Below are 26,106 nucleotides of genomic sequence, written 5' to 3'. Positions count from 1 at the left end.
TCAGCCTTGTTCAAGCCCTGGCAGGTATCTTTCATGAAGCCCGCCAGGGCTTTTGTTTTTTTGTCCTGATTCGGAAAGGAAAAACGCGTGCTTGCTGCGGCTGCACCCTTGGTCTCCATGGCCCACTGGCTGGACCGTCGTGCGCTCTGGTTGCAGCTGCTGTTGCTGCTGGCCGTGGCCGGCCTGCTGTACCTGCGCATGCGCCAAAAGCCGGCATGGCTGTGGCATGACCGGACGGCCCCGTACCGCCTGCCCGGCGGCCGCCTGCTGTGGGCGGCAGGGCTGGCCGCAGCGGTTTTCGGCCTGCTGGCGGCCGGCATCCATCAGTCGCATGCGTCGTCCGCGCCGCATGGCCTGGCGGCGCTGGACCTGGCGGTGCAGCGCGCGTTGACCGGGGGGCTGCCGTCGGCATGGGAGTCCTTGGCCAGAGGCTGGACCCTGCTAGGCGACCTGCGCGCCATGGGGCTGCTGGGAGTGGCCGTGGCGCTATGGTTGCTATGGCAGCGCCAGGGCCTGCAGCTGCTGGCCTGGGTGGCGGCCGTGGCCGGCACCGGGCTGTGGGTGCGCTGCACCAAGGGCTGGATGGAGAGGGTACGCCCGCTGGGCGGGCTGGTGCATGAGAGCGGCTTCAGCTTTCCCAGCGGCCATAGTGCGGGAACCGCGGCCATCTTCGGCATGCTGGCCTGGCAGGCGGCTCGCCGCCTGCCGCCGGGCCGGCAGGGCCCGGTGCTGGCCGCCGCGGCGGTTCTGGCGCTGGGCACCGCGCTGAGCCGGGTATTGCTGTCCGCCCACTATGCCAGCGATGTGCTGGCCGGCCTGGCGCTGGGAGGCGGCTGGACGGCTTTGGTGCTATGGGCGGCAGACCGTGCAGAGCATGGGGGCGGCCCAGGCGGCTCGCTGCCGGGCAGTGCACAATCGCCGGTGTGACGCTGCATGCAGAGGGCGCGGCATTTGCCGCCCGCCCCCCTGCTTGCGATGGGTCTTCTGATGATTGCCGCCGGGGCCCTGTCTCCGGCCTGTTCCGGTTGTTTCCGCCATGCCTGCTTCCTTTCCCGCTCCGCAGCGCTCCAAGCTGTCGCTCTACCTGGATCTGATCCGCTTCGACCGCCCGGCCGGCTGGCTGGTGCTGGTCTGGCCCACGCTGTCGGCCTTGTGGGTGGCCGGCCGGGGCTTTCCCGGCTGGCATCTGCTGGCGGTCTTCGTGCTGGGCACGGTGCTGATGCGCAGCGCCGGCTGCACCATCAACGACATTGCCGACCGCGATTTCGACCGGCATGTGAAGCGCACCACCCAGCGCCCCGTCACCAGCGGCCAGATCTCGGTCAGGGAAGCGGCCATGGTGGGGCTGGTGCTCACGCTGGTCGCGTTCGGCCTGGTGTTGTCCACGCGCTGGGAGGCCGTGGCCTGGTCGGTGCCGGCCGTGCTGTTCACCATCCTCTATCCGTTCACCAAGCGCTTTTTCGCCATGCCCCAGGCCTTTCTGGGCATTGCCTTCAACTTCGGCATCGTGATCGCGTTCGCGGCCGTGACCGGCGAAGTGCCTGCCACGGCCTGGACGCTGTGGCTGGCCAATATGTTCCTGGTGCTGGCCTATGACACCGAATACGCGATGGTGGACCGCGACGACGACCTCAAGATCGGCATGAAGACCTCGGCCATCACGCTGGGCCGCTTCGACGTGGCCGGCGTGATGGGCTTTTTCGCGCTGTGCTGGCTGCTCACGGCCTGGGCGCTGGCGCCCTATCGCCTGGGCTGGCCATTCTGGACGGGCATGGTGGTGGCTGCGGCGCAGATGCTGTGGCATTTCACCCTGATCCGTCACCGTACGCGCGAAGGCTGCTTTGTCGCCTTCAGCAAGAGCCACTGGATAGGCGCTGCCATCTTTGCCGGCGTGGCGCTGGGGTTTGCGCTGCGCTGAAGCTCCATCGGTGATGGCGTTTTGCCGAATTCGGCGGCGCCACACCGCCTGGCCCGAACCGGAGACATCCAGCAAGGGCCTGCGCCGGCCGCGCCGCCCCGCAGCGAAAATGCCGCCCCCCTGGGAGAGGCGACTAGTCGCTCCGGGGAGCCGCTCAGCGGCCGAACTCGTCGGCCAGCTCCTGAGCCCGGGCCTCGGCCTTGCGCATGGCGGCGATGAAGTGCTCGGGCACCTGCTGCTCCTGCATGTGGGTGATCGCGGCATGGGTGGTGCCCCCCTTGCTGGTCACGCGCTGGCGAAGGACCTCGGGGCTTTCGTCCGAGCGCGCGGCCAGTTCCGCGCCGCCCTGGAAGGTGGCCACGGCCAGCTGGTGGGCCTGCTCGGCCGTCAGGCCCATGTCCACGCCGGCCCGGGTCATGGCTTCGAGGAACAGGAACACATAGGCCGGACCCGAACCCGAGATGGCGGTCACGGCATCGAGCTTCTGTTCCTGGTCCACCCACAGCAGCTGGCCGGTGCTGCCCATGACGCGGGCGATCAGCGCCTTGCCGTCGGCGTCGACCTCGGGGCGCGCGTACAAGCCGGTCATGCCCTTGCCCACGAGGGCCGGGGTGTTGGGCATGGCGCGCACCAGGCGGGCCGTGCCCAGCCAGGCGGCAATGCTGTCGGTGGTGATGCCCGCCGCCACGCTCAGGTGCAGGGCGTGGCGCGTATGGGCGGCTGCAACGGCAGCGGCATCCTTGAAGGTCTGGGGCTTGACGGCCCAGACCACCAGCGCGGCGCGCTGCAGCGCGGGGCCGGCTTCGGGCAGGGCGGCGATGCCGAAATTGGCCTGCAGGGCCTCGCGGGCCGCTTCATAGGGTTCGACCACGATGATGTCCGAGGCCGGCATGCCCTGGCGGAGCAGGCCGCCGATGATGGCGCTGGCCATGTTGCCGCCGCCGATGAAGGCAACAGGAGGAAGGGTGGAGGGCGAGGAGCTGGAAGTGGTCATGGTCGTGCGAAGGCAGGAATAGGGTTCGACGGGGACTATAAACCCCGGCCGCAGCCGCCGGCGCGTTCGAGCAGCGCGACGAATTGCGTGACCTCGGCGGGATTGAAGTTGTTGTCGCTGACCAGCAGCAGCACCCGGCGTCCATCCGGCAGCGGCGGTCCCCAGCTCATGCCTTCGAGGTTGTCCACGCTCCTGAGGCCGGCCTGGCTCAGGTCCAGCAGCAGCGCCTTGTCCACGGGGCGGTGGTTGTCGGGCGTCAACTGCTGCAGGGGCAAGGTGTCCGTGCCGGCTGCGCGGTCCGTGCGGATGCGGTAGATGCGCGCACCGAAGCCGCGCGCGGGGGCATAGGAGCGCTCCAGCACCAGCATGTGGTCGGGGCCGTCGGCCAGGATGTCGCTGACGCCGTTGACCGCATGGCGCGACAGCAGCCCCAGGTGCTCGGGCAGGGCATCGGGTACATAGGCCAGCTGGCGCAGAGGCTGGCGCGTTGCCATGTCATAGGCGGTGATGCGTACCGGCGCGCCGGCGCGGCCCGGGCCCGGCATGGGACCGTCCTGCCTGAGCGCGCCCTCCATGGACAGCCACAGGATCTTGCCGTCGGCGCTCAGGCTCATGCCTTCGAGCGTGAAGTTGCTGCGCGGGCCTTGCGTGGAGCGGTCTGCCGGGGCGGGCAAGGCCAGCTGCGGCGGCAGCGGCCATTCGCGCAGCCAGCGGCCGTCGGTGGCAGCCTCGACCAGCTGCGGACCGAAGCCGCGCCTGAAGTCGCCTTCGCTGCTCCACAGCATGGTTTGCCCCTGGCCATTTGACAGATTCGGCAGCAGGCGCAAGGCCTCGGGGTCGGGTACGGCCGTGCCGGGCTCGGGCGCACGGATGCCGGCAAAGCGCTGCTGGCGGGCGTTGAGCAGCCAGATGCGGTCCTGCAGCACCACCTCGAGCAGGCCGCTCGCGTCATAGCGGATGCGCGCCGTGTACAGGCGCGCCGGGTCGAAGGAGGAGCGGTCGTCGCTGGCCAGGTAGTACAGGCCGCTGCGCGCGTCGTAGTCGATGGAGGACAGCCCGCCCACCGTGGTGCCCGCGTACTGCGTGTCGTGCGGCCAGCGGATCTCGCCCAGCGTCTGCAGGCAGGCATCCAGCGCTTTCCCGCCTGTCCGGTCCGCAGGCGGCGCCGCGCAGGCGGCCAGCAGCAGCGCCGGCAGCGACCAGAGGAGCCGGCAAAGGCCCGGGCGCCGAACATTGTTCACATTTGCGCCTTGCGAGCTGACATCTGCGGTTCTTAAGATGCCGCCAGCTCCGGTATCCAGGAGCGGCCTGTTTTTTGTTCCATCTGCGGAGAGCTGCATCATGGCGTCCAATCTGAAGAAGTGGTCGGCGGAATTTCTCGGGACCTTCTGGCTGACCTTCGGCGGCTGCGGCAGCGCCGTGCTGGCCGCGGCCTTTCCCAACGTGGGCATAGGCCTGCTGGGCGTGTCGCTGGCCTTCGGCCTGACCGTGCTGACCGGCGCCTATGCGCTGGGCCCGGTATCCGGAGGGCATTTCAACCCGGCGGTGTCCGTGGGCCTGGCCGTGGGCGGGCGCATGAAGGCCTCCGAACTGCCGGGCTACATCATTGCCCAGGTTTTTGGCGCCATTGTGGCGGCCTGGATCCTGTACCTGATTGCCACGGGCAAGGCCGACGCCAACATCACCGACCTCGCCACCAACGGCTATGGCGAGCATTCGCCGGGCAAGTATTCGCTGACCGCGGCGCTGCTGACGGAAGTCGTGCTCACTGCCGTGTTCCTGATCGTGATCCTGGGCGCGACGGCCAGGCGCGCGGCCGCGGGCTTCGGCGGCCTGGCCATAGGCCTGTGCCTGACGCTGATCCACCTGATCTCGATTCCCGTGACCAACACCTCGGTCAACCCTGCGCGCAGCACGGGCCCGGCACTGTTCGGCCCGCATATCGCGCTGGAGCAGCTGTGGCTGTTCTGGGCCGCGCCGATTGCCGGTGCCATCCTGGGCGCCGTGATCTACAAGCTACTGCTGGCCGACGAGGAATAAGCGCAGCCGTCCCGGCAGCGCCGGGACGTCAAAGCGGGGTGCGTGCTGGTGGCGCATCCCGCTTTTTTTTTCATGGCGGGCCTTGCTGCCGCCAAAGGCCTTTTGGGCCGCTGGCGCCCATGCAACAAGCGCCGGCAGCTATGGTTTTTTGGGTCTGGTACCGCTTTTCTATTCGGCCGTGGTCTGGCGCACCGCCTGTTCCCAGCGCTGCATGAGCGCGTGCGCGCGGTCCTGGCCCAGCGTGGGAACAAAGCGGCGCTCGGCCTTCCACAGCGCCGACAGCTCGTCGGTACTGCCATAGATGCCGGTGGCCAGGCCGGCCAGATAGGCGGCGCCCAGCGCCGTGGTTTCCACGCAGGCGGGGCGCACCACGGGAATGCCCAGCAGATCGGCCTGGAACTGCATGAGCAGGTTGTTCACGCAGGCACCGCCGTCCACGCGCAGCTCGCTGACCGGCGTGCCGCCGCTGGCCACCGCGTCGCGGCTCATGGCCAGCAGCAGCGCGGCGCTCTGGTAGGCGATGGATTCCAGCGCGGCCCGCGCGATGTGCGCCAGCGTGGTGCCGCGCGTCAGGCCCGTGATGGTGCCGCGCGCATCGGGCTTCCAGTAGGGCGCGCCCAGGCCCGTGAAGGCCGGCACCATCATCACGCCGCCCGAATCGGGCACGCTCTCGGCCAACTGCTGCACCTGGCCGCTGTGCTCGATGGCGCGCAGGCCGTCGCGCAGCCACTGCACCACGGCGCCGCCCACGAAGACGCTGCCTTCGAGTGCGTACCGGGCCCTGGCATCGGGCTGTGCCGCCGCCGTGGTGAGCAGGCCGTTGGTCGAGGTCTGGAACCGGCCGCCCGTGTGCATGAGCATGAAGCAGCCCGTGCCGTAGGTGTTCTTGGCCATGCCGGCGCCGAAGCACCCCTGGCCGAACAGCGCGGCCTGCTGGTCTCCGGCCACGCCGCCGATGGCGATCTCGCCGCCCAGCACCTCGGCATCGGTTCTGCCGAAATCGGCTGCGGACGGCAGCACCTCGGGCAGCAGGCTGAGGGGGATGTTGAGTGCTGCCAGCAGCTCGTCGTCCCACTGGTTGGTGTGGACATTGAACAGCATGGTGCGGCTGGCGTTGGACACGTCCGTCACGTGGCGCTTGCCGCCCGTGAGCTGCCAGACCAGCCAGCTGTCCACGGTGCCGAAGGCCAGCTCGCCGCGCTCGGCGGCCTCGCGCGCACCGGCCACATGGTCCAGCATCCATTGCAGCTTGCTGCCCGAGAAATAGGCGTCGATCAGCAGGCCGGTCTTTTGCTGGATGGTGTCGGCCATGCCGGCGTCGCGCAGCGCCGAGCAGATGGGTTCGGCGCGGCGGTCCTGCCAGACGATGGCGTGGTGGATGGGGGCGCCGGTCTTGCGGTTCCAGACCACGGTGGTCTCGCGCTGGTTGGTGATGCCCACGGCGCGGATGTCGCGTGCCGCCAGGCCCGCCTTGGCCAGCGCTTGCCTGGCCGTGGCCAGCTGGGTGCGCCAGATCTCGCGCGGGTCGTGCTCCACCCAGCCCGGGCGCGGGTAGATCTGCGGCAGCTCCATCTGGGCCGAGGCCACGAGGCGGCCCTGGGCGTCGAAGACAATGCTGCGGGAACTGGAAGTGCCCTGGTCCAGGGCGAGCAGATAGGTGGTCATGGATCTTGTCAGGTGTTCAGCGGCAGGACGAAGCGCGCCATCTCGGCTTGCTCGGCCCAGCCCTGCTGTGAATAAAAGCCCCGCACATAGGACGGGCGCTCGCGGTTGTTCACCAGCCAGATGCGGCAGCAGCCACGCTGGCGCGCGGCTTCGGTGGCCGCGTTGAGCAGCAGGCTCCCGGCACCGGCGCCGCGTGCCTGCCCGGCTACGAACAGCTCGCTGACATAGCCTTCCCAGGCCTGCAGCACGGCCACGGGCAGCCAGTGCACGGCGCAGTAGCCGATCAGGCGCTGCTGCGCGTCCTCGGCCACCAGCAGCAGGCTGCGTTCGGGCGCTGCCTCGGCGCCGGCCAGCAAGGTCCGCACGGCCTCGGTGTTCTGCGCGGGCGTGCGGTTTTCATAGGCCTTGAACCAGCCCATGGCCTGCAGCAGGGCGGCAATGCCGGCGGCATCGTCGGTGCGCGCCGCGCGGATCTGCATGTCGCTTGCGCTCATGGGGCCGAGCCCTACTGGGCAATCGTGCACTGCACCTCGGCGTCGCGCAGCAGCGCATCGAAAGGCGCGGGCGGTGGCGCATCGGTGAACAGGCGGTCGATCTGGTTCAGGCGCGCCAGCTCCACCATGGCCTGGCGGCGGAACTTGCTGTGGTCGGCGGCCAGCCAGACCTCGCGCGACTGGCCGATGATGGTCTGCGCCACCTTGACCTCGCGCAGGTCGAAGTCGCGCAGCGTGCCGTCGGGCTCGATGGCCGAGATGCCGATCAGCGCGATGTCCACCTTGAACTGGCGGATGAAGTCCACGGCCGCCTCGCCCACGATGCCGCGGTCGCGCGTGCGCACCACGCCGCCGGCCACGATGACTTCGCAGTCGGCATTGCTGCTGAGAATGGCGGCCACGTTGAGGTTGTTGGTGATCACGCGCAGGCCGCGGTGCTTGAGCAGGGCCTGGGCCACGGCCTCGGTGGTGGTGCCGATGTTCAGGATCAGCGAGCAGCCGTTGGGAATGGCCTCGGCCACGGCGCGCGCAATGCGCGTCTTGCCTTCGGCATGCAGCACCTGGCGCTGCGGGTGGGCCAGGTTTTCCACGGTCGCGCTGGGCACGCGCACGCCACCGTGGAAACGCACCAGCAAGCCTGCATCGGCCAGCTTCTGGATGTCGCGCCGTATCGTTTGCAGCGTCACGCCCAGGCTTTCGGCCAACTGCTCGACCGAGGTGGACTGGCGGGCGCGGACTTCTTCGACGAGTTGCAATTGGCGGGGATTGGTATTCACAGCAATTCCATGGGAGAGGCAGATGGCTGTGCCCGGTTATAGCGTATTTGCCCCCGGGGCATCAGGCGGAAACATCTAAACGAATAAAAAAGAATAGGAACTAGGGAATATATCGATTAGTTCCGATCAAAAGAGAACAAAGAATGCAGCATCTCGCCCTTTCGAGTGCGCTGTGTGGGGGCGGTTTTCCGGAATGCCGCGCGCTGCGGACGGCGCGCAGAAAAGGCCTGCAGTGGAACTGGTGCTCGAAGGAATTGGCAAGCGGGTGGGGGCCGAGACGTGGCTGCACGGCATGGACATGGCGCTGCACAGCGGCGCCGTGACCGTGCTGCTGGGCGCCACGCAGGCCGGCAAGACCAGCCTGATGCGCATCATGGCGGGGCTCGATGCGCCCAGCACCGGCCGGGTGCGCGTCGATGGCCGGGACGTGACCGGCATGCCCGTGCGCGAGCGCAACGTGGCCATGGTCTACCAGCAGTTCATCAACTACCCCTCGCTCACGGTGGCCGACAACATCGCCTCGCCGCTCAAGCTGCGCGGCGAAAAAAACCTGGAGCAGCGCGTGCGCGAACTCGCCGGGCGGCTGCACATCGAGATGTTCCTCGACCGCTACCCGGCCGAGCTGTCGGGCGGCCAGCAGCAGCGCGTGGCGCTGGCGCGGGCCCTGGCCAAGGGCGCGCCGCTGATGCTGCTGGACGAGCCCCTGGTCAACCTCGACTACAAGCTGCGCGAGGAGCTGCGCGAAGAGCTTTCGCAATTGTTCGCGGTGGGCGACTCCACCGTGGTCTACGCCACCACCGAGCCCGGCGAGGCCCTGCTGCTGGGCGGCTACACGGCCGTGCTCGATGGCGGCGAGCTGCTGCAGTACGGGCCCACGGCCGACGTCTTCCACGCGCCGAGCTCGTTGCGCGTTGCGCGCGCCTTCAGCGATCCGCCGATGAACCTGCTGGCCGCGCAGGCCGTGGAAGGCGGCCTGCGCCTGCCCGACGGCGCGCTGCTGCCGCTGGCATTGCCCGGCGCAGTGCAGGGCAGCGCGCTGACCCTGGGCCTGCGCGCCAGCGCGCTGCGCCTGCAGGAGCAGCCGGGTGATGTGGCCGTGCCCGGCCGGGTCGAGCTGGCCGAGATCTCGGGCTCGGACACCTTCGTGCACGCGGACACGCCCTGGGGCGAGCTGGTGGCGCAGGTCACCGGCGTGCACTACATCGCGCTGGGCAGCGCGCTGACGCTGTACCTGAACCCGGCGCAGGTCTATGTCTTCGGCGCCGACGGCGCCCTGGCGCTGGCGCCCGCGCGCAACCGGAGGGGCTGAGCATGGCACGCATAGAACTCGACCTCGCGCATTCCTACCAGCCCAACCCGCGGCAGGACAGCGACTACGCGCTGCTGCCGCTGAAGATGACTTTCGACGACGGCGGCGCCTATGCGCTGCTCGGGCCCTCGGGCTGCGGCAAGTCCACCATGCTGAACATCATGTCGGGCCTGCTGGTGCCGTCGCAGGGCAAGGTGCTGTTCGACGGCCGCGACGTGACGCGCGCCACGCCGCAGCAGCGCAACATCGCCCAGGTGTTCCAGTTCCCGGTGATCTACGACACCATGACCGTGGCCGAGAACCTGGCCTTTCCGCTGAAGAACCGCGGGCTGCCCGAGGAGCGCATCCGCCAGCGCGTGGGCCAGATCGCCGAGATGCTGGAGATGAGCGGCCAGCTGAACCAGCGCGCCGCGGGCCTGTCGGCCGACGCCAAGCAGAAGATCTCGCTGGGCCGCGGCCTGGTGCGCGAAGACGTGGCGGCCGTGCTGTTCGACGAGCCGCTCACCGTGATCGACCCGCACCTCAAGTGGCAGCTGCGGCGCAAGCTCAAGCAGATCCACCATGAGCTCAAGCTCACGCTGATCTACGTGACGCACGACCAGGTCGAGGCGCTGACCTTCGCCGACCAGGTGGTGGTGATGACGCGCGGCCGCGCCGTGCAGGTGGGCACGCCGGGGGCGCTGTTCGAGCGCCCGCAGCATGCCTTCGTGGGCCACTTCATCGGCTCGCCGGGCATGAATTTTTTGCCGGCGCAGGCGCAGGGCGATGCGCTCGACATCGCCGGCCAGCGCCTGGCCGTGCCGCGGGCGCTGCCGCCGGGCGCGCTGCAGGTGGGCGTGCGGCCCGAGTACCTGGCGCTGGCGGGCGAGGGCGCGCCGGGCGCCTTGCCCTGCCGCGTGCTGCGCGTGCAGGACGTGGGCACCTACCAGATGCTGACCGCCGAGGTGGCCGGCGATGTCCAGAGCCAACTGCTCAAGGCGCGCTGCGCCAGCGAGCAGCGCCTGCCCGCCGTGGGCGAGACCGTATGGCTGCAGGTGCTGGGCGAGCACACCTGCTTCTACCGGAACGAGGAGCTCCTGCCATGAGTGCAACGACCAAACCGGTCAACCAGAAGGCCTGGTTCCTGATCCTGCCGGTGATCCTGTGCGTGGCCTTCTCGGCCATCCTGCCGCTGATGACGGTGGTGAACTACTCGGTACAGGACATCATCTCGCCCGAGCGCCGCGTCTTCGTCGGCACCGAGTGGTTCGCCGCGGTGATGCGAGACGAGGAGCTGCACGGCGCGCTCTTGCGCCAGATCGGCTTCTCGCTGGCGGTGCTGGCGGTGGAGATCCCGCTGGGCATCCTGCTGGCCCTCGCCATGCCCGCCAAGGGCTGGAAGTCGTCGGCCGTGCTGGTGGTGGTGGCGCTGTCGCTGCTGATCCCGTGGAACGTGGTGGGCACCATCTGGCAGATCTACGGCCGGGCCGACATCGGGCTGCTGGGCGCGGCGCTCAACAGGCTGGGCGTGGACTACAGCTACACCGGCGATGCCACGCATGCCTGGCTCACGGTGCTGGCCATGGACGTATGGCACTGGACTCCGCTGGTCGCGCTGCTGTGCTTTGCCGGGCTGCGCAGCATTCCCGATGCCTACTACCAGGCCGCGCGCATCGACGGCGCGAGCAAGTTCGCGGTGTTCCGCTACATCCAGCTGCCCAAGATGCGCGGCGTGCTGATGATCGCGGTGCTGCTGCGCTTCATGGACAGCTTCATGATCTACACCGAGCCCTTCGTGCTGACCGGCGGCGGGCCGGGCAACGCGACCACCTTCCTGAGCCAGTACCTGACGCAGAAGGCCGTGGGCCAGTTCGACCTGGGGCCGGCCGCGGCGTTCTCGCTGATCTATTTCCTCATCATCCTGCTGCTGTGCTTCATCCTCTACAACTGGATGCAGCGCGTGGGCACGGCCGACAAAGAAGGTGAACAATGACCCCCACGCTCACTGTGTTCGCTGTCCCCCGAGGGGCCTTGGTCTCCCTTGGGGCGGCCCGGCGGGAGGCCAGCCATGAATGAACCCCGCTTCCAGAAGCGCACGCTGTTCCTGATCGCCTACCTGGTCTTTGCCGTGCTGCCCATCTACTGGATGGTCAACATGAGCTTCAAGACCAACGAGGAGATCCTGTCCAGCTTCTCGCTGTGGCCCCAGCACTTCACCTGGGACAACTACAAGACCATCTTCACCGACGCGAGCTGGTACTCGGGCTACATCAACAGCCTGATCTACGTGGCCATCAACACGGTGATCTCGCTCACCGTGGCGCTGCCGGCGGCCTATGCGTTCAGCCGCTACCAGTTCCTGGGCGACAAGCATGTGTTCTTCTGGCTGCTGACCAACCGCATGACGCCGCCGGCCGTGTTCCTGCTGCCGTTCTTCCAGCTCTACACCACCGTGGGGCTGATGGACACGCACATCGCCGTGGCGCTGGCGCACCTGCTGTTCAACGTGCCGCTGGCGGTGTGGATCCTGGAAGGCTTCATGAGCGGCATCCCGCGCGAGATCGACGAGACGGCGTACATCGACGGCTACTCCTTCCCGCGTTTCTTTCTCACCATCTTCCTGCCGCTGATCAAGGCCGGCGTGGGCGTGGCGGCGTTCTTCTGCTTCATGTTCAGCTGGGTCGAGCTGCTCTTGGCGCGCACGCTGACCAGCGTGAACGCCAAGCCCATCGTGGCGACGATGACGCGCACGGTGAGCGCATCCGGCATGGACTGGGCGACGCTGGCCGCGGCCGGCGTGCTGACCATCGTGCCCGGCGCGATCGTGATCTGGTTTGTGCGGCACTACATCGCGAAGGGCTTCGCGATGGGGAGGGTGTGACATGTTCGATTGGATGGCCTGGACCACGCCGGTGGCGGTGTTCTTCAGTTGCATCGTGTTGATGCTCGCCGGCATGACGGTGTGGGAGATCAAGTCGCCCACTGCGCTGCGCAAGGGCTTCCTGCCGATCGCCACCACGCGCGGCGACCGGCTCTTCATCGGCCTGCTCACGGCGGCCTACATCAACCTGGCCTGGGTGGGCCTGGGCGAGAAGATGGCGCAGTGGTTCTCGCTTTCGGCCGAGCCCTCGGTGTGGATCAGCTTCGTGCTGTCCATGCTGGTGCTGGCGCTGGTGATGCGCAAGGGTTGAAAAAAGAGAGCAGCTGGCGCTTGATGCACAAGGATTTCAATGTGAAATGTATTGAAAAACATTGTGTGACAAGCGCAAGCCGCTATGGTTTTTGAGAGTCGATGCGCCGGCCCGATCCTCCCCCGAGGCCGGCGCTCCCAAGCAGACGGGGAGTTCCGTATGAGGAGACAGCAATGAAGATGCAGTTCAAGGCGATCGCATTCGCCGCCGCGGCCCTGGCTTTGGGGCAGGCCACGTGGGCCGGCGAGGCCGAGGCCAAGAAGTGGATCGACAGCGAGTTCCAGCCTTCCACGCTTTCCAAGGACCAGCAGGCCGCCGAGATGAAATGGTTCATCGACGCCGCCAAGAAGCTGCAGGCCAAGGGCGTGAAGGAGATCTCGGTGGTCTCCGAAACCATCACCACGCACGAATACGAAAGCAAGGTGCTGGCCAAGGCCTTCAGCGAGATCACCGGCATCCAGGTCAAGCACGACCTGATCCAGGAAGGCGACGTGGTCGAGAAGCTGCAGACCTCGATGCAGTCGGGCAAGTCCATCTACGACGGCTGGATCAGCGACTCCGACCTGATCGGCACGCACTACCGCTACGGCAAGATCATGAACCTGACCGACTACATGGCCGGCGCAGGCAAGGAATTCACCAACCCCGGCATCGACCTCAAGGACTTCATCGGCACCAGCTTCACCACCGCGCCCGACGGCAAGCTCTACCAGCTGCCCGACCAGCAGTTCGCCAACCTCTACTGGTTCCGCGCCGACCTGTTCGCGCGCAAGGATCTGCAGGACAAGTTCAAGGCCAAGTACGGCTACGACCTGGGCGTGCCGCAGAACTGGAGCGCCTACGAGGACATCGCCGAGTTCTTCACCAACGACGTGAAGACCATCGACGGCAAGCCCATCTACGGCCACATGGACTACGGCAAGAAGGACCCGTCGCTGGGCTGGCGCTTCACCGACGCGTGGCTGTCCATGGCGGGCAGCGCCGACAAGGGCATCCCCAACGGCATGCCGGTCGATGAATGGGGCATCCGCGTGGCCGACGACAAGTGCACGCCCGTGGGCGCCAGCGTGTCGCGCGGCGGCGCCACCAACTCGCCAGCGGCCGTCTACGCGCTCACCAAGTATGTGGACTGGATGAAGAAGTACGCGCCCAAGGACGCCATGGGCATGACCTTCGGCGAATCCGGCCCCGTGCCCGCGCAAGGGCAGATCGCGCAGCAGATCTTCTGGTACACGGCCTTCACCGCCGACATGACCAAGGCCGGCCTGCCCGTGGTGAATGCCGACGGCACGCCCAAGTGGCGCATGGCCCCCGGCCCGCACGGCCCGTACTGGAAGGACGGCATGCAGAACGGCTACCAGGACGTGGGCTCGTGGACCTTCTTCAAGGACCATGACGCCAACCGCACGGCAGCGGCCTGGCTCTACGCCCAGTTCGTGACGGCCAAGACCACCTCGCTCAAGAAGTCCATCCAGGGCCTGACCTTCATCCGCGACAGCGACATCCGCAGCGACTTCTTCACCAAGAACGCCAACAAGTACGGCGGCCTGATCGAGTTCTACCGCAGCCCCGCGCGCGTGGCCTGGACGCCCACCGGCACCAACGTGCCCGACTACCCCAAGCTGGCCCAGCTGTGGTGGAAGAACGTGGCACAGGCCGTGACCGGGGAGAAGACGCCCCAGGGCGCGATGGACACGCTGGCCGAGGAAATGGACCAGGTGATGGCCCGCCTGCAGCGCGCCGGCATGGAGCGCTGCGCGCCCAAGCTCAACCCCAAGGGCGACCCGGCCAAGTGGCTCAGCGACCAGCACGCTCCCTGGAAGAAGCTGGGCAATGAAAAGCCCAAGGGCGAAACCATTGCCTACGACCGCCTGCTGCAGGCCTGGAAGGACGGCAAGGTCCGCTGACCGCGCCTGAAACGGCGGGCAGGGCGCGGCAAACGCTCTGCCCGTTGCTGCAAAACACTGAATGTCCCCATTTCGCGCTTGAAAACGAAAAATGTCGAATTAAAAAATACAAAAACGAGTGAAAATATTGATCTCCTGCGTCCACCATGAACACAACATGGGTGGTGTATCCGCCGCCGCAGGGGCCGGGTATGGCCCTTGCCATGCCGCCCTCGGTTCTTTTGTTGAAGATCAATGTCCCAAGTCGCCACTCCCCTGACTACCGACCGTGCCGCCCTGCTTGCGCGTCTGGCCCAGCCCGAAACCTATGACCTGGCCATCATCGGCGGCGGCGCCACGGGCCTGGGCGTGGCCGTGGATGCCGTGGCGCGCGGCTTCAAGGTGGTGCTGCTGGAGTCCATGGACTTCGCCAAGGGAACGTCCTCGCGCGCCACCAAGCTGGTGCATGGCGGCGTGCGTTACCTGGCCCAGGGCAATATCTCGCTGGTGCGCGAGGCGCTGCACGAGCGCACCACGCTGCTGCACAACGCGCCGCACCTGGCGCAGCCGCTGGCCTTTGTCATGCCGTCCTACCGGCTGCTGGACACGCCTTTCTACGGCGTCGGCCTCAAGATGTACGACGCGCTGGCCGGCAAGGCCGGCCTGGGCGCCACGGAATTCCTCTCGCGCGGCAAGACCGTGCAATACCTGCCCACCGTGCAGCAGCGCGGCCTCAAGGGCGGCGTCAAATACTGGGACGGCCAGTTCGACGATGCGCGCCTGGCGCTGGCGCTGGCCCGCACGGCGGCTGCCAAGGGCGCGCTGCTGGTCAACTACTGCCCGGCCGAGAAGCTGCTGTACGAGGATGGCAAGGTGTCCGGCCTGATCTGCAGGGACGAGGAATCCGGCCAGAGCTTCAACGTGCGCGCCAAATGCGTGGTCAATGCCACCGGCCCCTGGGTGGACCTGTTTCGCCAGCAGGATGCCGAGGCCCAGGGCAAGCCCGTCAAGCCCATGGTGGCGCCCAGCCAGGGCGTGCACGTGGTGGTGGACCGCGACTTCCTGCCCTCCGACCATGCGCTGCTGGTGCCCAAGACCGCCGACGGCCGCGTGCTGTTCGCCGTGCCCTGGCTGGGCAAGGTCATCCTGGGCACGACCGACACGCCGCGCCACGATCTGGCACGCGAGCCGCTGCCGTTCCAGCAGGAGCTGGACTTCATCCTTTCCGAGGCCGGCAAGTACCTGAGCCGCAAGCCCACGCTGGCCGATGTGCGCAGCATGTGGGTGGGCCTGCGCCCACTGGTCAAGCCCCAGGACGACGACGGCGCCAACACCAAGAAGATCAGCCGCGAACACACGGTCATGGCCAGCCGCACGGGCCTGATCACCGTGACCGGCGGCAAGTGGACCACCTACCGCGCCATGGCCGAGGACGTGCTGGCCGAATGCTTCGAAGCCGGCTGCCTGCCGCGCCGTCCGGCGGGCGTGACCGTGCACCTGCCGCTGGTGGGCGCGCCTGCCGAAGCGGCCGTGCAGCACCGCATGAACCAGACCCAGGGCCTGCACTCCTACGGCACCGAAGCCGCAGCCGTCGCTGCGTTGCCGGGCGCCGACAGCTGGCTGGCCGACGGCCTGTCCGAAGCCATGGTGCGCTTTGCGGCGCGCTTCGAATATGCGCGCAGCGTGGAAGACGTGCTGGCGCGCCGCAGCCGCCTGCTGTTCCTCGATGCGCGCAAGGCCGCCGAGATCGCGCCGCGGGTGGCGGCCGTTCTTGCGGAAGAGCTGGGCCGCGACGTGCATCTCGACGACTTCCTGGCGCTGGCCAGGCAGTATCTCCCCGCCGTCTGAGCGGCCGGCCTGGTCCGGAGGGGGCGCGGCAGCGCTTCCGCCCCCGAACGCTCGGTGCATGGCATGTCCATGACCGGGCGTTTCCCATGGCAGGATCGAGGCCACGGGATGGCCTGGGTGGAAAACGGCGGCGCCTGTGCCGGCCTGGGGCAGGGGAGGGCTGCGTGTGGAAAACACGACACCGGCGCATGGCTGGGCGGAGTCATGAATGCCGGAGCATTGGGCGCTTGTTGTGCCTTGCAATTCGGATATTTTCCTTTGGTGACAAAGACTTGCTTGCGTTTTTTGCCATGGTTTTTGGAAAAGCCCAGGCCACTTGGGTGCGCATGCGTCGGCGCCTGGGGAAAACTTCGTTTCTGCACAGCTAAGCGCTTGACGCGCAAAGGAATTCCTGCGACAATCCCCTGCTTCACGTGTAAAAAGCGTGAAGTGTTCTGCCCAGTGGAAGCGCCGCGAAATGGTTCGTGGCGTGGACGACGGGCCCAAGACTGACTGGCTGCTCGCTCGGCCCTTGAGAAGACTCTGGGGCTGTCGAGCGTTGCTGGAGCAAGTTGGGAATATTGAAATGATCCAAACAGAATCTCGGTTAGAGGTTGCCGACAACACCGGCGCGAAGACTGTTCAGTGCATCAAGGTGCTGGGCGGCTCTCATCGTCGCTACGCGAGTGTTGGCGACATCATCAAGGTCAGCATCAAGGAAGCAGCTCCCCGTGGCCGCGTCAAAAAAGGCGAGGTCTACAGTGCTGTGGTGGTGCGTACCGCTAAGGGCATCCGTCGTGCAGACGGTTCGCTCGTGAAGTTCGACGGCAATGCCGCCGTGCTGCTGAACGCCAAGCTGGAGCCTATCGGCACCCGCATCTTTGGCCCCGTGACTCGTGAACTGCGTACCGAAAAGTTCATGAAGATCGTGTCCCTGGCACCTGAAGTTCTCTAAAGGAAGCACCATGAACAAGATTCGCAAGGGCGACCAAGTCATCGTGCTGACCGGCCGTGACAAGGGCAAGCAAGGCGTGGTCTCGGCTCGCACGGACGATTCCCACCTGTTGATCGAAGGCGTCAACCTGGTGAAGAAGCACACCAAGCCGAACCCCATGAAGGGCACGACCGGCGGTATCGTGGAAAAGGCCATGCCTATCCACCAGTCCAACGTGGCGATCTTCAACGCCGCTACGGGCAAGGCTGACCGCGTGGGCATCAAGGTGAACGCCGACGGCACACGTGTTCGCGTGTTCAAGTCCAATGGCGCTGAAATCAAGGCCGCCTAAGGAGTAACACATGGCACGACTGCAAAAACTCTATCGCGAAAAGATCGCGGCTGAACTGAAGGAAAAGTTCGGCTACAAGTCCGTCATGGAGGTTCCGCGCCTGACCAAGATCACCCTGAACATGGGTGTGAGCGAAGCCGTGGCCGACAAGAAGGTAATGGACAACGCCGTGGCTGACCTGACCAAGATCGCTGGTCAGAAGCCCGTGGTGACCAAGGCCAAGAAGGCTATCGCCGGTTTCAAGATCCGCGAAGGCCAGGCTATCGGCTGCATGGTGACCCTGCGCGGCGTTCAGATGTATGAATTCCTGGACCGCTTCGTCACCGTGGCACTGCCCCGCGTGCGCGACTTCCGTGGTATCTCCGGCCGTTCGTTCGACGGTCGCGGCAACTACAACGTCGGCGTCAAGGAACAGATCATCTTCCCCGAAATCGAATACGACAAGGTGGACGCTCTGCGTGGTCTGAACATCAGCATCACGACTACGGCTAAGACCGACGACGAGTGCAAGGCACTGCTCGCCGCTTTCCGTTTCCCCTTCAAGAACTGAGGTGGCGCATGGCTAAGAAAGCTTTGATCGAGCGCGAACTGAAGCGCGAAAAACTGGCTGCCAAGTACGCTGCCAAGTATGCTGAACTGAAGGCAATCGCCGGCGACGCCAAGCGTTCCGACGAAGAGCGCGAAGCCGCTCGCCTGGGCCTGCAAAAGCTGCCCCGTAACGCGAACCCCACCCGCCAGCGCAACCGTTGCGAAATCACCGGTCGTCCTCGCGGCACCTTCCGTCAATTCGGTCTGGGTCGCGCCAAGATCCGTGAAATGGCCTTCGCTGGTGACATCCCCGGCGTGACCAAGGCCAGCTGGTAAGCAAGCAGGAGAGATTAAACATGAGCATGAGTGATCCCATCGCTGACTTGCTGACCCGTATCCGCAACGCACAAATGGTCTCCAAGGCCACCGTGTCGGCTCCTTCCTCCAAGGTGAAGGTTGCCATCGCACAAGTGCTGAAGGATGAAGGCTACATCGACGGCTTCGAAGTGAAGACCGAAGGCGGCAAGTCCGAACTCGAAATTACCCTGAAGTACTACGCCGGTCGCCCCGTGATCGAGCGTATCGAGCGCGTCAGCCGTCCCGGCCTGCGCGTGTACAAGGGCCGTAACGCAATCCCCCAGGTCATGAACGGCCTGGGCGTGGCCATCGTCACCACTCCCAAGGGCGTGATGACCGATCGCAAAGCACGTGCTACCGGTGTCGGCGGCGAAGTGCTGTGCTATGTGGCCTAACGGACATTGAAGGAGAAATACTGAAATGTCTCGCGTAGCAAAAGCAAACGTGACCATCCCCGCAGGCGTGGATGTGTCCCTCAATGCTGAAACCATCTCTGTCAAGGGCAAGGGCGGCAACCTGTCGCTGGCCCTGAACAGCCAAGTGGTCATCAGCAACAACGACGGCAAGCTGTCGTTCGCGCCCGCCAACGAAACCCGTGAAGCTGACGCTCTGGCCGGTACCTTCCGCCAGCTGGTCAACAACATGGTCAAGGGCGTGACCGAGGGCTTCGAGAAGAAGCTGACGCTGATCGGCGTGGGCTACAAGGCTGCTGCCCAAGGTTCCAAGCTGAACCTGGCCGTGGGCTTCTCGCACCCCGTCAACTTCGAGATGCCTGCCGGCATCACCGTCGCTACCCCCACTCCGACCGAAATCGTGATCAAGGGTGCTGACCGCCAAGTGGTGGGTCAATTGGCTGCTGAGATCCGTGCCGTTCGTCCTCCCGAGCCTTACAAGGGCAAGGGCATCCGCTATGCGGATGAGAAGGTCGTGATCAAAGAGACCAAGAAGAAGTAAGGAGCTGCATGATGTTGAACAAGAAAGAGCAGCGTCTGCGCCGTGCCCGTCAGACTCGCATCCGCATTGCCCAGCAAGGCGTGGCGCGTCTGAGCGTGAACCGTACCAACCTCCATATCTACGCCTCCGTGGTTTCGGAAGACGGCACCAAGGTGCTGGCTTCGGCCTCCACTGCAGAAGCCGAAGTGCGTTCGCAGCTCGGCGGCGCAGGCAAGGGTGGCAACGTGGCTGCCGCCACGCTGATCGGCAAGCGCATTGCCGAGAAGGCTAAGGCTGCTGGCGTTGAGAAAGTGGCTTTCGACCGCGCCGGTTTCGCATACCACGGCCGCGTGAAGGCTTTGGCAGAAGCCGCCCGTGAAGCGGGCCTGCAGTTCTAAGCGGAGCGGATAGAAATGGCAAAGTTTTCCCCCAAGGTGCAAGACGAAGGTCGTGACGACGGTCTGCGCGAAAAAATGATCGCGGTGAACCGCGTCACCAAGGTCGTGAAGGGCGGTCGTATCCTCGGCTTCGCTGCACTGACCGTGGTCGGCGACGGCGATGGCCGCGTTGGCATGGGCAAGGGCAAGTCCAAGGAAGTGCCTGCTGCCGTGCAAAAGGCGATGGAAGAATCCCGTCGCAACATGATCAAGGTGTCCCTGAAGGACGGCACGATCCATCACACCGTGATGGGTCACCATGGTGCAGCATCCGTGATGCTGAACCCCGCCCCCAAGGGTACCGGCATCATCGCTGGCGGCCCGATGCGCGCCGTCTTCGAAGTGCTGGGCATCACCGACATCGTGGCCAAGAGCCATGGCTCGTCGAACCCCTACAACATGGTCCGCGCGACTTTCGACGCTCTGAAGAACTCCACGACCCCCGCGGAAGTGGCTGCAAAGCGTGGCAAGTCCGTTGAAGATCTCTTCGCGGCCTGATCGGAGTCAAGCACATGACAACGCAACAAACCGTCAAGGTGCAGCTGGTGCGTAGCCCCATCGGCACCAAGCAAGATCACCGCGCTACCGTGCGCGGTCTGGGTCTGCGCAAGCTGAACAGCATCAGCGAACTGAAGGACACTCCCGAAGTGCGCGGCATGATCAACAAGATCGCCTATCTGGTGAAGGTTCTCTGAAAGGATTGATGATGGAACTCAATAGCATCAAGCCTGCAGCAGGTGCCAAGCACGCCAAGCGCCGTGTCGGCCGTGGTATCGGTTCGGGTCTGGGTAAGACCGCCGGCCGTGGCCACAAGGGCCAGAAGTCCCGTTCGGGTGGCTACCACAAGGTGGGCTTCGAAGGCGGTCAGATGCCTCTGCAGCGCCGTCTGCCCAAGCGTGGCTTCAAGTCGCATCTGCTGAAGTTCAACGCAGAAGTGACGCTGTCCGAGCTGGAACAGCTCGGCCTGGCCGAAGTCGATCTGGCTGCCCTGAAGCAAGCCGGTCTGGTCGGTGCAATCGCCAAGGTGGTCAAGGTCATCAAGAGCGGTGAAATCACCAAGGCTGTCAAGCTCAATGGCATCGGCGCTACCGCCGGTGCCAAGGCTGCCATCGAAGCTGCCGGCGGCAGCATCGCCTGATTAAAGTTCTGAAAGAAGACATCCGTGGCTACTAGCGCAGCTCAAATTGCAAAAACCGGAAAATTCGGCGATCTCAAGCGTCGACTGGTTTTTCTGTTGCTCGCGCTGATCGTCTACCGCATCGGGGCACATATCCCGGTGCCGGGCATCGATCCGGCGCAGCTTCAGCAGCTGTTCAATGGCCAGCAGGGCGGCATTCTCAATCTGTTCAACATGTTCTCGGGTGGAGCGCTCTCGCGCTTCACGGTGTTCGCACTGGGGATCATGCCGTACATCTCGGCATCGATCATCATGCAGCTCATGACCTATGTGGTCCCGACATTCGAACAGCTGAAAAAGGAAGGTGAATCGGGTCGTCGCAAGATCACCCAGTACACCCGCTACGGCACTCTGGGCCTGGCGATTTTTCAGTCCCTGGGTATTGCCGTCGCCCTGGAAAGCTCCGCAGGACTGGTTCTGAGCCCGGGCTTCGGCTTCCGCCTCACGGCGGTGGTCAGCCTCACGGCCGGCACCATGTTCCTGATGTGGCTCGGTGAACAGATTACAGAACGTGGTCTGGGCAACGGTATCTCGATCCTGATCTTTGCAGGTATCGCCGCAGGTCTGCCGAACTCCATCGGTGGTCTGCTGGAACTGGTGCGCACCGGTGCCATGAGCATCCTGGCTGCGATCTTCATTGTTCTCGTGGTGGCAGGCGTGACGTACTTCGTCGTGTTTGTCGAGCGAGGCCAACGCAAGATCCTGGTGAATTACGCACGCCGTCAGGTCGGCAACAAGGTGTATGGCGGACAGTCTTCGCACTTGCCGCTGAAGCTGAACATGGCCGGAGTCATTCCTCCCATCTTCGCTTCCTCGATCATCTTGCTGCCCGCGACGGTGGTGAATTGGTTCAGTGCGGGAGAATCCATGCGCTGGCTGAAGGATATTGCGAGCACGTTGACCCCTGGTCAGCCGATCTATGTCATCCTCTATGCTGCCGCGATCATTTTCTTCTGCTTCTTCTACACGGCCCTGGTCTTCAACAGCCGGGAAACAGCCGACAACCTGAAGAAGAGTGGCGCTTTCATCCCCGGGATCCGTCCTGGCGACCAGACAGCACGCTACATTGACAAGATTCTGGTTCGCCTGACACTGGCTGGCGCGATCTACATTACCTTCGTGTGCCTGTTGCCCGAATTCCTGATCCTGAAGTACAACGTCCCGTTCTACTTCGGCGGTACATCGCTGCTGATTATTGTGGTGGTGACCATGGACTTCATGGCGCAGGTTCAGAACTACGTGATGTCGCAGCAATACGAGTCGCTCCTGAAAAAAGCGAACTTCAAGGCTGGTATTTGATGACAAGGCTGCCCGGGTGGGCAGCCTGCCAAAAGTTAGTAGACGCCCATCGAGATCTATCGCGGGCAATGAGTCCCCGGTCGATAGGCCGATAGTGGATGGAAAGTTTTAGGAGAATGAAATGAGAGTTTCGGCTTCGGTCAAGAAAATCTGCCGTAACTGCAAGATCATCCGTCGCAAAGGTGTTGTGCGCGTGATCTGCACGGACCAGCGCCACAAGCAGCGCCAAGGTTGATTGAAAGCATTAGAGGACTAATATGGCACGTATTGCTGGCATTAACATCCCGCCGCACAAGCATGCTGAAATCGGCCTGACCGCCATCTATGGCATCGGTCGTACAACAGCTCGCAAGATCTGCGAAGCCTGCGGCATCGAATATTCCAAGAAGATCAAGGATCTGACGGACGCCGATCTGGAAAAGATCCGCGACCAACTGGCTCCTCTGACGCTGGAAGGCGATCTGCGTCGTGAAACCACGATGAACATCAAGCGTCTGATGGACATCGGCTGCTACCGCGGTTTCCGTCATCGTCGTGGCCTGCCCATGCGCGGTCAGCGTACCCGCACGAATGCCCGTACCCGCAAGGGTCCGCGCAAGGGCGCTGCGGCTTTGAAGAAATAAAGAGAGATTGAGAGATCACTATGGCTAAGTCTCCCGCTAACAACGCAGCAGCCCGCGTTCGCAAGAAGGTCCGCAAGAACATTTCGGACGGCATTGCACACGTGCACGCTTCGTTCAACAACACGATCATCACCATCACCGACCGCCAAGGCAACGCTCTGTCGTGGGCCTCGTCGGGTGGCCAGGGCTTCAAGGGTTCGCGCAAGTCGACTCCCTTTGCTGCCCAGGTGGCTTCGGAAGTGGCCGGTCGTGCTGCTATCGAACAGGGCATCAAGAACCTGGACGTCGAAATCAAGGGTCCCGGCCCCGGCCGTGAATCCTCGGTCCGCGCCCTGGGCGCCCTGGGCATCCGCATCACCTCCATCTCGGACGTGACGCCGGTTCCCCACAACGGCTGCCGCCCCCAAAAGCGTCGTCGTATCTAATCCCAACCAAGCCCACCGCCGCCCAGGTGCATCAGCATCGCGGGCGGCTCCCGTGTTTGTGCACGGCAGATGAAACAAAGGAAATCAAGTGGCACGTTATATCGGCCCCAAGGCCAAGCTCTCCCGCCGCGAAGGCACCGATCTGTTCCTGAAGAGCGCCCGTCGCTCCATCGCTGACAAGGCAAAGTTCGACACCAAGCCCGGTCAGCATGGCCGCACTTCCGGCCAGCGCACTTCCGACTACGGCCTGCAACTGCGTGAAAAGCAGAAGGTCAAGCGCATGTACGGCGTGCTGGAAAAGCAATTCCGCCGCTACTTCGAAGCTGCCGAGCGCAAGCGCGGCAACACCGGCGCCAACCTGCTGACGCTGCTGGAATCGCGCCTGGACAACGTCGTGTACCGCATGGGCTTCGGCTCCACCCGCTCGGAAGCCCGCCAGCTGGTGTCGCACAAGGCCATCACCGTGAACGGCCAGGCCGTGAACATCCCCTCCTACTCCGTGAAGGTGGGTGACGTGGTTGCCGTGCGCGAAAAGTCCAAGAAGCAGGCTCGCGTGGTCGAAGCCCTGCAACTGGCTTCCCAAGTGGGCTTCCCCGCATGGGTGGAAGTGGCTGCCGACAAGGCAGAAGGCACTTTCAAGAAGGCTCCTGACCGCGACGAATTCGGCTCTGACATCAACGAATCCCTGATCGTTGAGTTGTACTCGCGTTAATCCTTAGCAGCGACATTTCTGTAAACCGTCCCCACGGCGCGAGGCATCGCGCCGTGGGTGCTTCACCAGCCTTACCGGTGTAACGAGCCGGGGGTATTGAGAGGAAGTCTGCATGCAAACGAATTTGCTGAAGCCCAAGACAATCAATGTCGAACAGCTTGGCCACAACCGTGCCAAGGTGGTTCTGGAGCCGTTTGAGCGCGGCTACGGCCATACGCTGGGCAATGCCCTGCGCCGTGTCCTGCTCTCGTCCATGGTGGGTTACGCAGCGACGGAAGTAACGATTGCCGGAGTGCTGCACGAGTATTCCTCGATCGACGGTGTCCAGGAAGATGTGGTCAACATCCTGCTGAACCTCAAGGGTGTGGTGTTCAAGCTGCACAACCGCGACGAAGTCACGCTGAGCCTGCGCAAGGACGGCGAAGGCGTTGTCACGGCACGCGACATCCAGACGCCCCACGACGTGGAAATCGTCAACCCTGATCATGTGATCGCCAACCTGTCGCAAGGCGGCAAGCTGGACATGCAGATCAAGGTGGAAAAGGGCCGTGGCTATGTGCCCGGCAACGTGCGCCGCTACGGCGACGAGTCGACCAAGTCGATCGGCCGCATCGTGCTGGACGCGTCGTTCTCGCCCGTCAAGCGCGTGAGCTACGCCGTCGAATCCGCCCGCGTGGAACAGCGTACCGACCTGGACAAGCTGGTCCTGGAAATCGAGACCAACGGCGCCATCACCGCTGAAGATGCCGTGCGCGCCTCCGCCAAGATCCTGGTGGAACAGCTGGCAGTCTTCGCCCAGCTGGACGGCGGCGACATCGCCAGCGTGTTCGACGCTCCGGCCGGTGGCCGCGGTGCCGCGACCTCGTTCGACCCCATCCTGCTGCGTCCCGTGGACGAGCTGGAACTCACCGTGCGTTCGGCCAACTGCCTCAAGGCAGAAAACATCTACTACATCGGCGACCTTATCCAGCGTACCGAAAACGAGCTGCTCAAGACCCCGAATCTGGGTCGCAAGTCGCTCAACGAGATCAAGGAAGTCCTGGCTTCCCGCGGTCTGACGCTGGGCATGAAGCTCGAGAACTGGCCGCCTGCTGGCCTGGAAAAGCGTTAATTGCTACAATAGCGGGCTCTGCCGAGATCCTTGGTCTTGGCGGGAAGCCCAAGTGCCTCGGGCAGTACCTGATACGGCTGCCCGATTTAATTTAGAAAAGATCGAAAGATCAAAGGAAAAGCACCATGCGTCACGGTCACGGCCTCCGCAAACTGAACCGCACTTCTTCGCATCGCAAGGCGATGCTGCAGAACATGATGAACTCGCTGATCGAACACGAAGCGATCAAGACCACGGTCCCCAAGGCCAAGGAACTGCGCAAGGTCATCGAGCCCATGATCACCCTGGCCAAGGTTGACACCGTTGCCAACCGCCGCCTGGCTTTCGACCGCCTGCGCGACCGCGACAGCGTGACCAAGCTGTTCAATGTGCTGGGTCCCCGCAACGCCAAGCGTCCCGGCGGCTACACCCGTATCCTGAAGATGGGCTTCCGCGTGGGCGACAACGCTCCCATGGCCTATGTGGAACTGGTCGAGCGCGCTGAAGAAGCAGCTGAAGCCAAGGCTGAATAAGCTGCAGCAGGCCCAAAGCCTGCTATAATTTGGAATTACCGCGCGATGGAGCAGTCTGGTAGCTCGTTGGGCTCATAACCCAAAGGTCGGAGGTTCAAATCCTTCTCGCGCAACCAATAAAATCAAAGGCTTACGATACGTCGTAAGCCTTTTTTCGTTGTGGCCAGAGTTTTTGCTGCATTTTTGCTGCACTTTTCTCTATACGCCTTGCCCCCACCAACCAGGAGCAAGGAATGGCAACAATCACAAAGCGCGGCCCGTATCAGTACCAGGCAATCGTCCGCAAAGTCGGATACCCCTCACAAACAGAGACGTTTGTGAGCAAGCAAGAAGCGAAAAACTGGGCGTCTAAAGTCGAAGTCCAGATGACGGACGGAACGTTCGTTGATCGTGAGCAAGCCAAGCAGATGACGCTCGGCGAGCTGCTTGAACGCTACCGCGATCGGGTAACACCCACGAAGCGAGGAAAAGGCCCAGAGCTATCGCGGATGAAGCGGCTTCTCGGGCATCCGCTCGCGATGCGTCGGCTGAATCGACCAGGGTTTCCTAGATAGCAGCAAGCCTCTCGGAATTGCGCCTCTCGAACTCTATCGGAGACAGGCCATCCGCAGACGAATGTCTGCGGAT

At 64.4% G+C, this 26,106-nt stretch carries 33 protein-coding genes and 1 tRNA gene; 29 read left to right on the top strand and 5 right to left on the bottom strand.

Annotated elements, in window-relative coordinates:
* The first annotated feature begins 87 nt into the window (after positions 1–87).
* Together V8Z74_RS09255 and ubiA are read left to right on the top strand one after the other, a co-directional pair.
* The gene (locus V8Z74_RS09255) at positions 88–927 is read left to right on the top strand and encodes a phosphatase PAP2 family protein (RefSeq protein ID WP_349709008.1); all 840 of its coding nucleotides are present in this window, start codon (positions 88–90) and stop codon (positions 925–927) included.
* A gap of 109 nt (positions 928–1,036) precedes the next feature.
* Complete coding sequence (gene ubiA, locus V8Z74_RS09250; protein ID WP_349709007.1) at positions 1,037–1,918, top strand: 4-hydroxybenzoate octaprenyltransferase; 882 nt, start codon at positions 1,037–1,039, stop codon at positions 1,916–1,918.
* 154 nt (positions 1,919–2,072) lie between these two features.
* On the opposite strand, the gene proC is transcribed toward ubiA, so the two are convergent.
* Together proC and V8Z74_RS09240 are read right to left on the bottom strand one after the other, a co-directional pair.
* A complete protein-coding gene (gene proC / locus V8Z74_RS09245) occupies positions 2,073–2,912 on the bottom strand; it encodes a pyrroline-5-carboxylate reductase (RefSeq protein ID WP_349709006.1) in 840 nt (279 codons plus the stop codon).
* 35 nt (positions 2,913–2,947) lie between these two features.
* Positions 2,948–4,153, bottom strand: a complete 1,206-nt coding sequence (locus V8Z74_RS09240; protein ID WP_349709005.1) for an esterase-like activity of phytase family protein — start codon at positions 4,151–4,153, stop codon at positions 2,948–2,950.
* Between the two features lie 100 nt (positions 4,154–4,253).
* Here V8Z74_RS09240 and aqpZ point away from each other — a divergent pair, with 100 nt between their 5' ends.
* Positions 4,254–4,952, top strand: a complete 699-nt coding sequence (gene aqpZ / locus V8Z74_RS09235; RefSeq protein WP_066475603.1) for an aquaporin Z — start codon at positions 4,254–4,256, stop codon at positions 4,950–4,952.
* A gap of 168 nt (positions 4,953–5,120) precedes the next feature.
* Here the strand turns inward: aqpZ and glpK are convergent, their stop codons facing one another.
* Genes glpK through V8Z74_RS09220 form a run of 3 tightly spaced genes read right to left on the bottom strand, consistent with a single transcriptional unit; the run spans position 5,121 to position 7,887 of the window.
* Complete coding sequence (gene glpK / locus V8Z74_RS09230; protein ID WP_349709003.1) at positions 5,121–6,617, bottom strand: glycerol kinase GlpK; 1,497 nt, start codon at positions 6,615–6,617, stop codon at positions 5,121–5,123.
* 8 nt (positions 6,618–6,625) lie between these two features.
* A complete protein-coding gene (locus tag V8Z74_RS09225; RefSeq protein WP_349709002.1) occupies positions 6,626–7,111 on the bottom strand; it encodes a GNAT family N-acetyltransferase in 486 nt (161 codons plus the stop codon).
* An 11-nt stretch (positions 7,112–7,122) separates the two neighbouring features.
* Positions 7,123–7,887, bottom strand: coding sequence for a DeoR/GlpR family DNA-binding transcription regulator (locus V8Z74_RS09220; protein WP_066475610.1), 765 nt, complete (start codon positions 7,885–7,887; stop codon positions 7,123–7,125).
* Between the two features lie 232 nt (positions 7,888–8,119).
* On the opposite strand from V8Z74_RS09220, the gene V8Z74_RS09215 reads away from it, so the two are divergent.
* From V8Z74_RS09215 to V8Z74_RS09090, 26 genes are all read left to right on the top strand, one after another.
* Entirely contained in the window at positions 8,120–9,196 is a 1,077-nt protein-coding gene (locus tag V8Z74_RS09215; RefSeq protein ID WP_349709112.1) for an ABC transporter ATP-binding protein, read from the top strand.
* 2 nt (positions 9,197–9,198) lie between these two features.
* Positions 9,199–10,281, top strand: coding sequence for an ABC transporter ATP-binding protein (locus tag V8Z74_RS09210; RefSeq protein WP_349709000.1), 1,083 nt, complete (start codon positions 9,199–9,201; stop codon positions 10,279–10,281).
* Complete coding sequence (locus V8Z74_RS09205; RefSeq protein WP_349708999.1) at positions 10,278–11,168, top strand: carbohydrate ABC transporter permease; 891 nt, start codon at positions 10,278–10,280, stop codon at positions 11,166–11,168. The genes V8Z74_RS09210 and V8Z74_RS09205 overlap by 4 nt, the downstream gene beginning before the upstream one ends.
* A gap of 75 nt (positions 11,169–11,243) precedes the next feature.
* Positions 11,244–12,056 (top strand): carbohydrate ABC transporter permease, encoded by an 813-nt coding sequence (locus tag V8Z74_RS09200; RefSeq protein ID WP_349708998.1) that lies wholly within the window; start codon positions 11,244–11,246, stop codon positions 12,054–12,056.
* A 1-nt stretch (position 12,057) separates the two neighbouring features.
* A complete protein-coding gene (locus tag V8Z74_RS09195; protein WP_349708997.1) occupies positions 12,058–12,366 on the top strand; it encodes a DUF2160 domain-containing protein in 309 nt (102 codons plus the stop codon).
* Positions 12,367–12,539: 173 nt separating this feature from the next.
* Positions 12,540–14,273, top strand: coding sequence for an ABC transporter substrate-binding protein (locus V8Z74_RS09190; protein ID WP_349708995.1), 1,734 nt, complete (start codon positions 12,540–12,542; stop codon positions 14,271–14,273).
* A gap of 234 nt (positions 14,274–14,507) precedes the next feature.
* Positions 14,508–16,100 (top strand): glycerol-3-phosphate dehydrogenase/oxidase, encoded by a 1,593-nt coding sequence (locus tag V8Z74_RS09185; RefSeq protein ID WP_349708994.1) that lies wholly within the window; start codon positions 14,508–14,510, stop codon positions 16,098–16,100.
* 565 nt (positions 16,101–16,665) lie between these two features.
* Positions 16,666–17,034 (top strand): 50S ribosomal protein L14, encoded by a 369-nt coding sequence (gene rplN, locus V8Z74_RS09180; RefSeq protein WP_066475621.1) that lies wholly within the window; start codon positions 16,666–16,668, stop codon positions 17,032–17,034.
* Between the two features lie 10 nt (positions 17,035–17,044).
* The gene (gene rplX, locus V8Z74_RS09175) at positions 17,045–17,365 is read left to right on the top strand and encodes a 50S ribosomal protein L24 (RefSeq protein ID WP_349708992.1); all 321 of its coding nucleotides are present in this window, start codon (positions 17,045–17,047) and stop codon (positions 17,363–17,365) included.
* 10 nt (positions 17,366–17,375) lie between these two features.
* Entirely contained in the window at positions 17,376–17,915 is a 540-nt protein-coding gene (rplE, locus tag V8Z74_RS09170) for a 50S ribosomal protein L5 (protein ID WP_066475627.1), read from the top strand.
* A gap of 8 nt (positions 17,916–17,923) precedes the next feature.
* Positions 17,924–18,229, top strand: a complete 306-nt coding sequence (gene rpsN, locus V8Z74_RS09165) for a 30S ribosomal protein S14 (protein WP_066475629.1) — start codon at positions 17,924–17,926, stop codon at positions 18,227–18,229.
* Positions 18,230–18,249: 20 nt separating this feature from the next.
* Entirely contained in the window at positions 18,250–18,645 is a 396-nt protein-coding gene (rpsH, locus tag V8Z74_RS09160) for a 30S ribosomal protein S8 (protein ID WP_066475631.1), read from the top strand.
* A 25-nt stretch (positions 18,646–18,670) separates the two neighbouring features.
* Positions 18,671–19,204, top strand: a complete 534-nt coding sequence (gene rplF, locus V8Z74_RS09155; protein ID WP_066475634.1) for a 50S ribosomal protein L6 — start codon at positions 18,671–18,673, stop codon at positions 19,202–19,204.
* 11 nt (positions 19,205–19,215) lie between these two features.
* Positions 19,216–19,581, top strand: coding sequence for a 50S ribosomal protein L18 (gene rplR, locus V8Z74_RS09150; protein ID WP_066476166.1), 366 nt, complete (start codon positions 19,216–19,218; stop codon positions 19,579–19,581).
* Between the two features lie 15 nt (positions 19,582–19,596).
* Positions 19,597–20,118 carry a 30S ribosomal protein S5 gene (rpsE, locus tag V8Z74_RS09145; RefSeq protein ID WP_066475637.1) on the top strand — a complete coding sequence of 174 codons (522 nt, stop codon included), beginning with the start codon at positions 19,597–19,599 and terminating at the stop codon, positions 20,116–20,118.
* Positions 20,119–20,132: 14 nt separating this feature from the next.
* The gene (gene rpmD / locus V8Z74_RS09140) at positions 20,133–20,315 is read left to right on the top strand and encodes a 50S ribosomal protein L30 (protein WP_066475638.1); all 183 of its coding nucleotides are present in this window, start codon (positions 20,133–20,135) and stop codon (positions 20,313–20,315) included.
* Positions 20,316–20,326: 11 nt separating this feature from the next.
* A complete protein-coding gene (gene rplO, locus V8Z74_RS09135; RefSeq protein ID WP_066475641.1) occupies positions 20,327–20,758 on the top strand; it encodes a 50S ribosomal protein L15 in 432 nt (143 codons plus the stop codon).
* Positions 20,759–20,782: 24 nt separating this feature from the next.
* Positions 20,783–22,096, top strand: a complete 1,314-nt coding sequence (secY, locus tag V8Z74_RS09130) for a preprotein translocase subunit SecY (protein ID WP_066475643.1) — start codon at positions 20,783–20,785, stop codon at positions 22,094–22,096.
* 121 nt (positions 22,097–22,217) lie between these two features.
* Positions 22,218–22,331: a 50S ribosomal protein L36 gene (gene rpmJ, locus V8Z74_RS09125; RefSeq protein ID WP_003050535.1), complete on the top strand. Its 114-nt coding sequence runs from the start codon at positions 22,218–22,220 to the stop codon at positions 22,329–22,331.
* A 22-nt stretch (positions 22,332–22,353) separates the two neighbouring features.
* The gene (gene rpsM, locus V8Z74_RS09120) at positions 22,354–22,719 is read left to right on the top strand and encodes a 30S ribosomal protein S13 (protein ID WP_066475646.1); all 366 of its coding nucleotides are present in this window, start codon (positions 22,354–22,356) and stop codon (positions 22,717–22,719) included.
* 20 nt (positions 22,720–22,739) lie between these two features.
* On the top strand, positions 22,740–23,144 hold the full coding sequence (gene rpsK, locus V8Z74_RS09115) for a 30S ribosomal protein S11 (RefSeq protein WP_066475647.1): 405 nt from the start codon (positions 22,740–22,742) through the stop codon (positions 23,142–23,144).
* 88 nt (positions 23,145–23,232) lie between these two features.
* On the top strand, positions 23,233–23,856 hold the full coding sequence (gene rpsD, locus V8Z74_RS09110; RefSeq protein WP_066475649.1) for a 30S ribosomal protein S4: 624 nt from the start codon (positions 23,233–23,235) through the stop codon (positions 23,854–23,856).
* Positions 23,857–23,968: 112 nt separating this feature from the next.
* On the top strand, positions 23,969–24,967 hold the full coding sequence (locus V8Z74_RS09105) for a DNA-directed RNA polymerase subunit alpha (protein WP_066475651.1): 999 nt from the start codon (positions 23,969–23,971) through the stop codon (positions 24,965–24,967).
* Between the two features lie 125 nt (positions 24,968–25,092).
* On the top strand, positions 25,093–25,479 hold the full coding sequence (gene rplQ, locus V8Z74_RS09100; RefSeq protein ID WP_066475653.1) for a 50S ribosomal protein L17: 387 nt from the start codon (positions 25,093–25,095) through the stop codon (positions 25,477–25,479).
* A 39-nt stretch (positions 25,480–25,518) separates the two neighbouring features.
* Positions 25,519–25,595: transfer RNA gene (locus V8Z74_RS09095), tRNA-Met, on the top strand.
* Between the two features lie 117 nt (positions 25,596–25,712).
* Complete coding sequence (locus tag V8Z74_RS09090; RefSeq protein WP_349708991.1) at positions 25,713–26,033, top strand: hypothetical protein; 321 nt, start codon at positions 25,713–25,715, stop codon at positions 26,031–26,033.
* The last annotated feature ends 73 nt before the right edge of the window (positions 26,034–26,106 follow it).

It is taken from the genome of Comamonas sp. w2-DMI, assembly GCF_040187735.1.
In the GTDB taxonomy this organism is placed as follows: Bacteria; Pseudomonadota; Gammaproteobacteria; order Burkholderiales; family Burkholderiaceae_C; genus Comamonas; species Comamonas terrae.
The sequence above is the reverse complement of the archived record's forward strand: the minus strand, read 5'-3'. Positions and strand labels throughout refer to the sequence as shown.

Excerpts from the sequence above, each read along its gene's own strand:
- rplQ (WP_066475653.1), top strand. The coding sequence starts at position 25,093 with ATGCGTCACGGTCACGGCCTCCGCAAACTGAACCGCACTTCTTCGCAT.
- rplR (WP_066476166.1), top strand. The coding sequence starts at position 19,216 with ATGTTGAACAAGAAAGAGCAGCGTCTGCGCCGTGCCCGTCAGACTCGC.
- rpsM (WP_066475646.1), top strand. The coding sequence starts at position 22,354 with ATGGCACGTATTGCTGGCATTAACATCCCGCCGCACAAGCATGCTGAA.
- rpsN (WP_066475629.1), top strand. The coding sequence starts at position 17,924 with ATGGCTAAGAAAGCTTTGATCGAGCGCGAACTGAAGCGCGAAAAACTG.
- glpK (WP_349709003.1), bottom strand. The coding sequence starts at position 6,617 with ATGACCACCTATCTGCTCGCCCTGGACCAGGGCACTTCCAGTTCCCGC.
- rplE (WP_066475627.1), top strand. The coding sequence starts at position 17,376 with ATGGCACGACTGCAAAAACTCTATCGCGAAAAGATCGCGGCTGAACTG.
- rpsH (WP_066475631.1), top strand. The coding sequence starts at position 18,250 with ATGAGCATGAGTGATCCCATCGCTGACTTGCTGACCCGTATCCGCAAC.
- proC (WP_349709006.1), bottom strand. The coding sequence starts at position 2,912 with ATGACCACTTCCAGCTCCTCGCCCTCCACCCTTCCTCCTGTTGCCTTC.
- aqpZ (WP_066475603.1), top strand. The coding sequence starts at position 4,254 with ATGGCGTCCAATCTGAAGAAGTGGTCGGCGGAATTTCTCGGGACCTTC.
- rpmD (WP_066475638.1), top strand. The coding sequence starts at position 20,133 with ATGACAACGCAACAAACCGTCAAGGTGCAGCTGGTGCGTAGCCCCATC.
- rpsE (WP_066475637.1), top strand. The coding sequence starts at position 19,597 with ATGGCAAAGTTTTCCCCCAAGGTGCAAGACGAAGGTCGTGACGACGGT.
- rpsK (WP_066475647.1), top strand. The coding sequence starts at position 22,740 with ATGGCTAAGTCTCCCGCTAACAACGCAGCAGCCCGCGTTCGCAAGAAG.
- V8Z74_RS09105 (WP_066475651.1), top strand. The coding sequence starts at position 23,969 with ATGCAAACGAATTTGCTGAAGCCCAAGACAATCAATGTCGAACAGCTT.
- rplX (WP_349708992.1), top strand. The coding sequence starts at position 17,045 with ATGAACAAGATTCGCAAGGGCGACCAAGTCATCGTGCTGACCGGCCGT.
- V8Z74_RS09225 (WP_349709002.1), bottom strand. The coding sequence starts at position 7,111 with ATGAGCGCAAGCGACATGCAGATCCGCGCGGCGCGCACCGACGATGCC.
- V8Z74_RS09200 (WP_349708998.1), top strand. The coding sequence starts at position 11,244 with ATGAATGAACCCCGCTTCCAGAAGCGCACGCTGTTCCTGATCGCCTAC.
- V8Z74_RS09185 (WP_349708994.1), top strand. The coding sequence starts at position 14,508 with ATGTCCCAAGTCGCCACTCCCCTGACTACCGACCGTGCCGCCCTGCTT.
- rplF (WP_066475634.1), top strand. The coding sequence starts at position 18,671 with ATGTCTCGCGTAGCAAAAGCAAACGTGACCATCCCCGCAGGCGTGGAT.
- V8Z74_RS09195 (WP_349708997.1), top strand. The coding sequence starts at position 12,058 with ATGTTCGATTGGATGGCCTGGACCACGCCGGTGGCGGTGTTCTTCAGT.
- V8Z74_RS09210 (WP_349709000.1), top strand. The coding sequence starts at position 9,199 with ATGGCACGCATAGAACTCGACCTCGCGCATTCCTACCAGCCCAACCCG.
- rplO (WP_066475641.1), top strand. The coding sequence starts at position 20,327 with ATGGAACTCAATAGCATCAAGCCTGCAGCAGGTGCCAAGCACGCCAAG.
- V8Z74_RS09205 (WP_349708999.1), top strand. The coding sequence starts at position 10,278 with ATGAGTGCAACGACCAAACCGGTCAACCAGAAGGCCTGGTTCCTGATC.
- V8Z74_RS09190 (WP_349708995.1), top strand. The coding sequence starts at position 12,540 with ATGAAGATGCAGTTCAAGGCGATCGCATTCGCCGCCGCGGCCCTGGCT.
- ubiA (WP_349709007.1), top strand. The coding sequence starts at position 1,037 with ATGCCTGCTTCCTTTCCCGCTCCGCAGCGCTCCAAGCTGTCGCTCTAC.
- rpmJ (WP_003050535.1), top strand. The coding sequence starts at position 22,218 with ATGAGAGTTTCGGCTTCGGTCAAGAAAATCTGCCGTAACTGCAAGATC.
- V8Z74_RS09090 (WP_349708991.1), top strand. The coding sequence starts at position 25,713 with ATGGCAACAATCACAAAGCGCGGCCCGTATCAGTACCAGGCAATCGTC.
- rplN (WP_066475621.1), top strand. The coding sequence starts at position 16,666 with ATGATCCAAACAGAATCTCGGTTAGAGGTTGCCGACAACACCGGCGCG.